Annotated in this window: 5 protein-coding genes; 3 read left to right on the plus strand and 2 right to left on the minus strand. The window is 42.8% G+C overall.

The features are described 5' to 3' along the window. A partial coding sequence (locus QW520_08750) for an Ig-like domain-containing protein (protein ID MEM0449892.1) occupies positions 1-3,127 on the minus strand: 3,127 nt, incomplete at its 3' end. On the opposite strand from QW520_08750, the gene QW520_08755 reads away from it, so the two are divergent. After that, positions 3,114-3,674, plus strand: a complete 561-nt coding sequence (locus QW520_08755; protein MEM0449893.1) for a hypothetical protein — start codon at positions 3,114-3,116, stop codon at positions 3,672-3,674. The two genes, QW520_08750 and QW520_08755, sit on opposite strands and share 14 nt — an antisense overlap. A gap of 300 nt (positions 3,675-3,974) precedes the next feature. Here QW520_08755 and QW520_08760 read toward each other — a convergent pair whose 3' ends face one another. After that, positions 3,975-5,078 carry an FAD-dependent oxidoreductase gene (locus QW520_08760; GenBank protein ID MEM0449894.1) on the minus strand — a complete coding sequence of 368 codons (1,104 nt, stop codon included), beginning with the start codon at positions 5,076-5,078 and terminating at the stop codon, positions 3,975-3,977. A 118-nt stretch (positions 5,079-5,196) separates the two neighbouring features. On the opposite strand from QW520_08760, the gene QW520_08765 reads away from it, so the two are divergent. Together QW520_08765 and QW520_08770 are read left to right on the plus strand one after the other, a co-directional pair. Beyond that, positions 5,197-5,949: an ABC transporter ATP-binding protein gene (locus QW520_08765; protein MEM0449895.1), complete on the plus strand. Its 753-nt coding sequence runs from the start codon at positions 5,197-5,199 to the stop codon at positions 5,947-5,949. Next, a complete protein-coding gene (locus QW520_08770; GenBank protein ID MEM0449896.1) occupies positions 5,919-7,154 on the plus strand; it encodes a SufD family Fe-S cluster assembly protein in 1,236 nt (411 codons plus the stop codon). The genes QW520_08765 and QW520_08770 overlap by 31 nt, the downstream gene beginning before the upstream one ends. The last annotated feature ends 84 nt before the right edge of the window (positions 7,155-7,238 follow it).

The raw sequence follows: 7,238 nt of genomic DNA on the forward strand, positions 1-7,238 counted from the left end.
GGCCGGTGAAGGTGTAGTTGTCGCTGGTGACGTTGATGGCATCCTCACCATCCACCCACACCCACCAGTACCACAGGCCGGTGGTGTTGTCCTGAGTGTTCCACTGCACGTATACCGTGTCTACGGCGAACATCTCGCCCTCAGCGGGGGTCAGGATGACCACATCTGGCGGGGTGATGTCGGTGACGAAGCTCACGGAGGTGACGTTGTAGTTGCCGGCCTTGTCGACGGCCTTGACGTAGGCTGTGTGATTGCCGTCGGCCAGGCCGGTGAAGGTGTAGTTGGTGTCCAGGCCGACGAGTATCCAAGAGCCTCCGTCGATGGAGACCTCGTAGTGCGCGATGCCGGAAAGATTATCAGTTGCATTCCAAGCAATCGTTACCTCATCTAATGCAAACATTTCATCCTGATTTGGCATTAAGACAGATAGTTCGGGTGCTGTGAGATCCACAAGGAAGCTGATAATCGCTGTATTAGAAGGATTACCTGCCAAATCGAAAGCGCGCACCTTAAAGGTATGGTAACCCTCCATCAGGTTGAAAGTTTTGCTGTGTGTTCCGTCTTGGCCAGAATAGTAGGTCCAGCCTGACGAGTCAAGATCATATTCGTAGTATGCCACACCTGAATGGGCATCGCTACCAATCCAAATTATTTGAACCGTGGATTGATTCAGCATGTCTCCATCACTAGGTGATAGAATAATCACGGTTGGCCCAGTGATATCTACATAGAAATGAACACTAGCCTGGAAGAAGTTGGTGGCATTGTCATATATGGTGATATTGAACCAATGCCACCCGGGCTCAAGCGGGCTCAAAACGGTGTAGCTTTGCGCCAATCCAATATCTTCTACTACATCATCGAGGCTAATGATGGTACGATTTACGCCTGAGGTAGACTCCACCACATTCCATACGAAAATGGGTGTATTGGTATTCAAATAGCTCCCATCTGCTGGTTCCAAAGAGTCGATTGCAGGCGGTACTGTATCAACGATGAAATTCACGGAAGCTATTGAGCTGAGTCCCGCTTTGTCAACAGCTTTAACCTCGAAATTATACACTCCGTCCGCCAAAATCAACTCCTGCGATGTGTTCGTCGCAACATTAATCCAAGAGCCAGAGTTGATGCGGTATTCGAAGTAATCCAGGTTATCCTCGATGATATTCCATATAACAATAACCACGCCAGTGTTATTGTAGTTGCCATTAATCGGCTGTAATATCTCTAGAACTGGAGGTGTAATATCCACAGTGAACTGCACTATGCTCGTAGCATTATTCCCCAGAGTGTCGTTGGCTGCGATGTGCAATTGCCATCTTCCCTCAGACAAATTGCTTCCACCCAGAGTAAGATTTGTAATCCAGGTAGAGTTCTTTCCTGTTAGGTTATACCAAGGTAGGGCAACACCATTAGGATCGACCAGGCGAGCCCAAGTCGAATTCACACCTGAATCATCCGTGATATTCCATTTGGCCGTGAAGTTAACATTGGATGTAAAGGAATTGTCCGTTGGTTCGAGGAAGGTAACTACTGGGGCTGCGCGGTCCACCGTTACATTCACTTTCCTGATTACACTGTTACCCGCATTATCGAACGCTCGAACCTCAATCAGATAGGTGCCGTTTTGTAAATCGGTTATCTCATAGCTCGTGTTGAGGTTCTGTTGCTTCCATTCACTTGAGTTCACGCGCAAAGAATAGTTCTTGACACCACTGGTGGCATCACTCGCTGTCCATGTGACTTTAATCGATCCTGTATTATTTTTGCTGCCCTCCGTCGGCGAGATTATGAACAATAAAGGAGGTGTGGTATCAATAGTCACATTTATTGCATCATATCCAGTGTTGCCATCCGCGTTATAAATTTTTACAGTCAACTTGTGCTTGCCATCAGACAAATCAGTAAAAGTGTGATTGGTGGCAAGACCTTTGTCGATAAAGTTTCCATTATCAAGACGTACCTCATATTTGGTTATCGCAGAGCCATTATTCTCCGAACCTTTCCATTCTAGTGTTACGCTATTTACGTTAAATAAGCTCCCATCGGCTGGCGAAGTTATTTTCACCTTTGGTACGTTCCCGGCAGGCACGGGAACAGTGTAATTACGGGCGGATGATCGGCCGTAAGTGTTGTTGCAGATAACCTCGTAAATATATGTTGTACCAGGAACAACCGTGGCATCATTCCATTCTTCTATGCCTGGAACACTGGTATAATTTTTAGTTCCATTAGTTCCACCATAGCGATGTAAAATGTAGTTACTTTCTGGACTAGCGAATATTGCACCAGCGCTGTAATTACATGCATTCCAAGTAAAGAGGACCGAGTTGCCTCCTACCACCGCCTGAAGCCCATGTGCAGGGCCTATGGTGTAAGTCAATGGATAATTATCCACGCTTCCTGCTCCATCAAGTACATAGTTCACATCAACTATGCCATCATCTTCTGCGTCTGGCGATGTCATATCGTTCCAATGATTACCGAAACCAGTAGTGTTCCATTTATTAGCTCCGGCAACATAGTCAAAAGCCTGAATGCCGCCAGAGTTGCAATCTATGAAGACATTGTGATGCACAATATTCCCTGCGGCGCTTTGGTTCATATACACGCCATATCCAGAGCAGGAAATGAAAGCATTATAAGTAATTAAGCTGGAATAGGTCAAGTTGAGACTGATTCCTTGGCCGCATTTTTCGAATATGTTGTGGAAAATATTAAGCCGTAGATTGCTTCCAATCATGACTGGTCGAGATAGCACACCATGCGTACAATTAATGAATTTGTTACTTTTAATCAAGGCATCGTTAGAATGGGCCACATCAATCCCTGCCCAAGAACAATTTTTAATGAAATTGTCCACGATTGTTGTGTTCTGGGCCTCATAATTTAACGTTATGCCCCATTCTTGCATATTCTCAAAGGTGTTGTTATGAATGAATGCTCTGGTTGAAGCCTGATCTAAGAAAACGCCGATTACACAATCTTTCATAGAATTGCGGCCAATTTCTACTGCGTTGCAATGCTCTAATTCGATAGCTTCGTTGATTTCATAGATTATATTGTTTACGACCTTACCTGCGTTACAATTTCTCAAAAATACACCATAATGAATGGTCGGAAGCATAGCTACTTCGTCCCAAATTGTATTGTTATGTATGTTCACGAGGGTGTTATCACATCTCACACCAGTACTGCAATTAAAAATAGTAGAGCCAAAGAGTTCAAAAGAGGCAGTGTTGTTAACTTTAATTCCAATCGAGGTATTATTGATTTTTACATTACTAATGATTACAGGCAAGAGAACATTCTCGATTTGGATTCCAATGCCCGAATTGGCAGTATTGTTGATAGTCCAATTTCTTATTACAAAATATTTAGTTGTTATATTTGCGATATACAAACCAACTGGTGATCCATCCATATCAATCTGGGGGTCGTTTCTAGTTCCATCCAGCACAAATGGATCTGCTTGGGTACCTGTACCGTTCCAACCATATGCAGCGCTGGCCGCAATCAGCTCAGCATCATTATTAATTCTGATGACGTCACCAGGTCCTGGATATCCAGTGGGTACTGCATTTACTAAAAGAACAACATTTGATAACGAAAGCGAACTTATGAACGCTATAACCAGCGCTAAAACGGATAATCTAATCGATGCTTTGATATGACATCCCTCCTAGCATTCCTGAGATTTTTCATGTTAATATTTGCATTAAAGTTTTTAATGCCCAATAAAAGAGGGCATATTTATTCCTTGACATGCAAGAATCACCTAATGAAAGACTGAAAATCAATATTGAAAATGCTTATCGGCCATGCTTTGTACGCACTGCTATGCATATCTGAATACTCTAAATAACGAGGAGTTAAAGGATATTATGTTCCCTCTTTAATTTCATGATCTCGATTGTATTAAGCACGCCGTAAATTAGCTTTGTCTTGATTATTCAATAATTTAATCTTGAATCTTAGATGGTTGAGCCGATGGTGCGGGTTTTAAAGTAGGAAAGCGCAGCTGTGGCAGCGGCTTTACCTTGTAAAATCGAATCCCTGACATCCTTGGGAGCTTCTACACAACCCGCCATGAATATTCCATCAATCATGGTACACTCACTCTCCCCTCCTTTTTCTAAAGGAAAACCGCATTTATCAAGGGGTAAATTCAACATTTTAAAAAGTCTCATACTTTCCTCATGCTGTCTCAAACCAACACTCAGTACTACTAGGTCCACGGGTATTTCATAAAGCTCCCCCAACAAGGTATTCTCACCGCATACCAAAGCTCCTGACTTTCCAGGATTTGGGAGGACCAAAGAAGGTAGTCCTCTGATAAATAAAACCCCGGCTTCGCGGGCTTCCTTGTATAATTCCTCATGGCATTTTCCATGTGTACGAATATCGATATAAAAAACATAAACTGTGATTTGAGGTCTGGCTTTTTTGATGGCCAAAGCATTTTTTATAGTGTTCATGCAACAAACAGAACTGCAATATGGCACTCCCCTGCTCTCAACTCTCGAGCCAACGCATTGGACAAAAGCAAGGGAATTAACATCTCCTCCATCACTAAGACGTTTAAGGTTTTGTTGTTTAAATAACTCCTCGAACTCTAGAGAAACCACGACATCTTGAAGATGTTTATAACCCATCTCGGGAATCAATTGGGCATCGATGGATGTTAGTCCCATGGCCAATATGACGGCATTTACCCTAAAGCATCGAGAAGTATACTTCTCATTCTCGTCTCCTAGATAAGAATGAACCTCGACTTCAAAATCTTCTTCATTTATATATTTTAATGAGTATATTTTAGAATTTAATAATAACTTTACGTTTGAATGCGATAAGATTTCTGATTTTATGGATTCAAGTAGTTCGGCGCCGCTCTTATTCAATGTAAAAATCTCTTTAATATTTCGAATTTTTCCCCCTAATTCATTGCTCTTTTCAACAATTATTACTTTGACATTATGTTTAAGTAAAGTCCTTGCCGCAGATAACCCTGCGACGCCAGCACCTACGATTAATACAATTTTTTCTGGATTTGAACCGTTAGGGAACGTAAACTTCATCACATGAAGAAGCAGCATGTTTAGATTAAATTTCCTCCTTTGGCTATGTTACCTGATCACGCATTTTCCGATACGGTTAAAAACGTAAGGCGCACATGCTGCATGAGAGGTCTGTTAGATGCTTGAGATAGAAGACCTGCACGTAGAGGTAGGTGGCAAAAAGATCTTAAAAGGTGTCTCCCTAAACGTCATGGCAGGATACACCAATGTGCTATTCGGGCCTAATGGCTCAGGCAAGTCGACTTTATTGATGACGATTATGGGTTTCAGTGGTTATAAGGTAACTAAAGGACGGATAATTTTTAACGGAGAAGATATCACAAATATGCCTATCAATGAAAGAGCAAGACGTGGTATAGGAATTATGATGCAGAGACCACCTAATTTAGTTGGAGTAAAACTGGGGGATTTGGTCAAACTAACAAGCAAGGGAAAAACAATAGATGAAAGCATGGCTAAAGATTTGGATATGGCAAGATTTCTTGATAGAGATGTTAACGTGGGATTCTCAGGTGGCGAAATCAAACGTTCAGAATTATTACAACTAGAGGCGCAAAACCCCTGTCTTTACCTATTGGATGAACCAGAGAGCGGAGTGGATCTCGAAAGTATTGAAAGGGTAGGGAACAAAGTGCGTGAATTACTGCATGGCAGCAGTTGTGCAGGAAAGAAAAGCAGGATGGGAAAAGCTGCTTTGATTATTACTCATACTGGTCAGATCTTGGACTACATCGAGGCAGATAGAGGGTATGTAATGTGCAATGGTATGGTCATGTGCTCAGGCAACCCCCGCGAACTTTTGCAAGAGATTAGCAGGATGGGCTATGAGGAGTGTATAAAATGCAAGCTGAAGCTGATGAACGTGAGCTAAGGAAGCGGGCAGAGGCGGCAATAAACAAAAAAGCCGCGATGGGAGAAGATATCGACCTTGACGACTATAGGTTGGGTGAAAGGAATCTTGAACGCTTACAGAGTCTTTCCCAGCTTAATGAGGAGGAGCGTAAGACTCTTTTACAAGCAGGAATCTTGCCAAATGAAGAAGGGAGAGCAGGCTCTTTTCTGCTAATGGATGAGAGCGTAGTCCACGTTTCATCCAAAAACGAGGGATTGGAAATCATGGCATTGTCTGAAGCTATGAAAGCTCATGACTGGCTAAAAGAATATTATTGGAAGGCTGTGCCACCTGATACTGATAAGTTCACTGCTCGAACTTTTTTAGATGAAGCCGATGGCTATTTCATTCGCGCTCTCCCTGGCGTCAAAATTACTGCGCCAATTCAGGCCTGCTTAATGCTGAAAGAAGGAAAGCAGAAAGCTCAAACCGTCCATAACATCGTTATTGTGGAAGAGGGGGCAGAATTGGATGTTGTCACTGGTTGTTCCACCTCCAAGGGAGTAGAGAAATCATTACACTTGGGGATAAGTGAATTCTACTTGAAGCGAGGGTCAAAGTTGACATTTACTATGATTCATAATTGGTCAGAAGAGATTGGAGTACGTCCAAGAACAGTTATAATCCAAGAAGAAGGATCAACTTTTATCAATAATTATGTGGCATTAAAGCCGGTTAGGACCATTCAAACGTACCCTACTGCGCATCTGGAAGGGCGAAATTGTTTTGCACGTTTTAACTCAGTGGCCATCGCCCATAAAGGTGGTGAACTGGATCTTGGTAGTAGAGCCATTCTTTCAGGAGAGGGGTGTCGCTGTGAGATGGTTTCTCGCACTATTGCAACTGGAGGTAAGGTGATAGCCAGAGGACAAATGGTTGGTAAAGCGAAAAATGCCAGGGGACATCTTGAGTGCCGTGGCCTAATATTGGGAGAGGGTGGAATTCAAATCGCTATTCCTGAGCTTGAAGCCTATGTTCCAGATTTAGAGATGACTCATGAAGCTGCAGTGGGGAAAATAGCCCAGGATCAAGTGGAGTATTTAATGGCGCGAGGACTGAGCGAGGAAGAGGCGGTAGGCATCATTGTAAGAGGGTTTCTCGAGGTTGGAATTCGCGGTCTGCCAGAGAATTTAAAAAGAGAAATAGATAAGACCATGGAAAAGACAGATATGCGAGGATTATGAGGCATTGAACCTTGATTAAAATTTTTCACAAACCGTTTGATAAGCCAGTAAATCATCTTAACAAGGTTTTATCTATTATGATTT

The organism is Methanomassiliicoccales archaeon (assembly GCA_038740345.1).
Classification (GTDB): Archaea; Thermoplasmatota; Thermoplasmata; order Methanomassiliicoccales; family UBA472; genus JAJRAN01.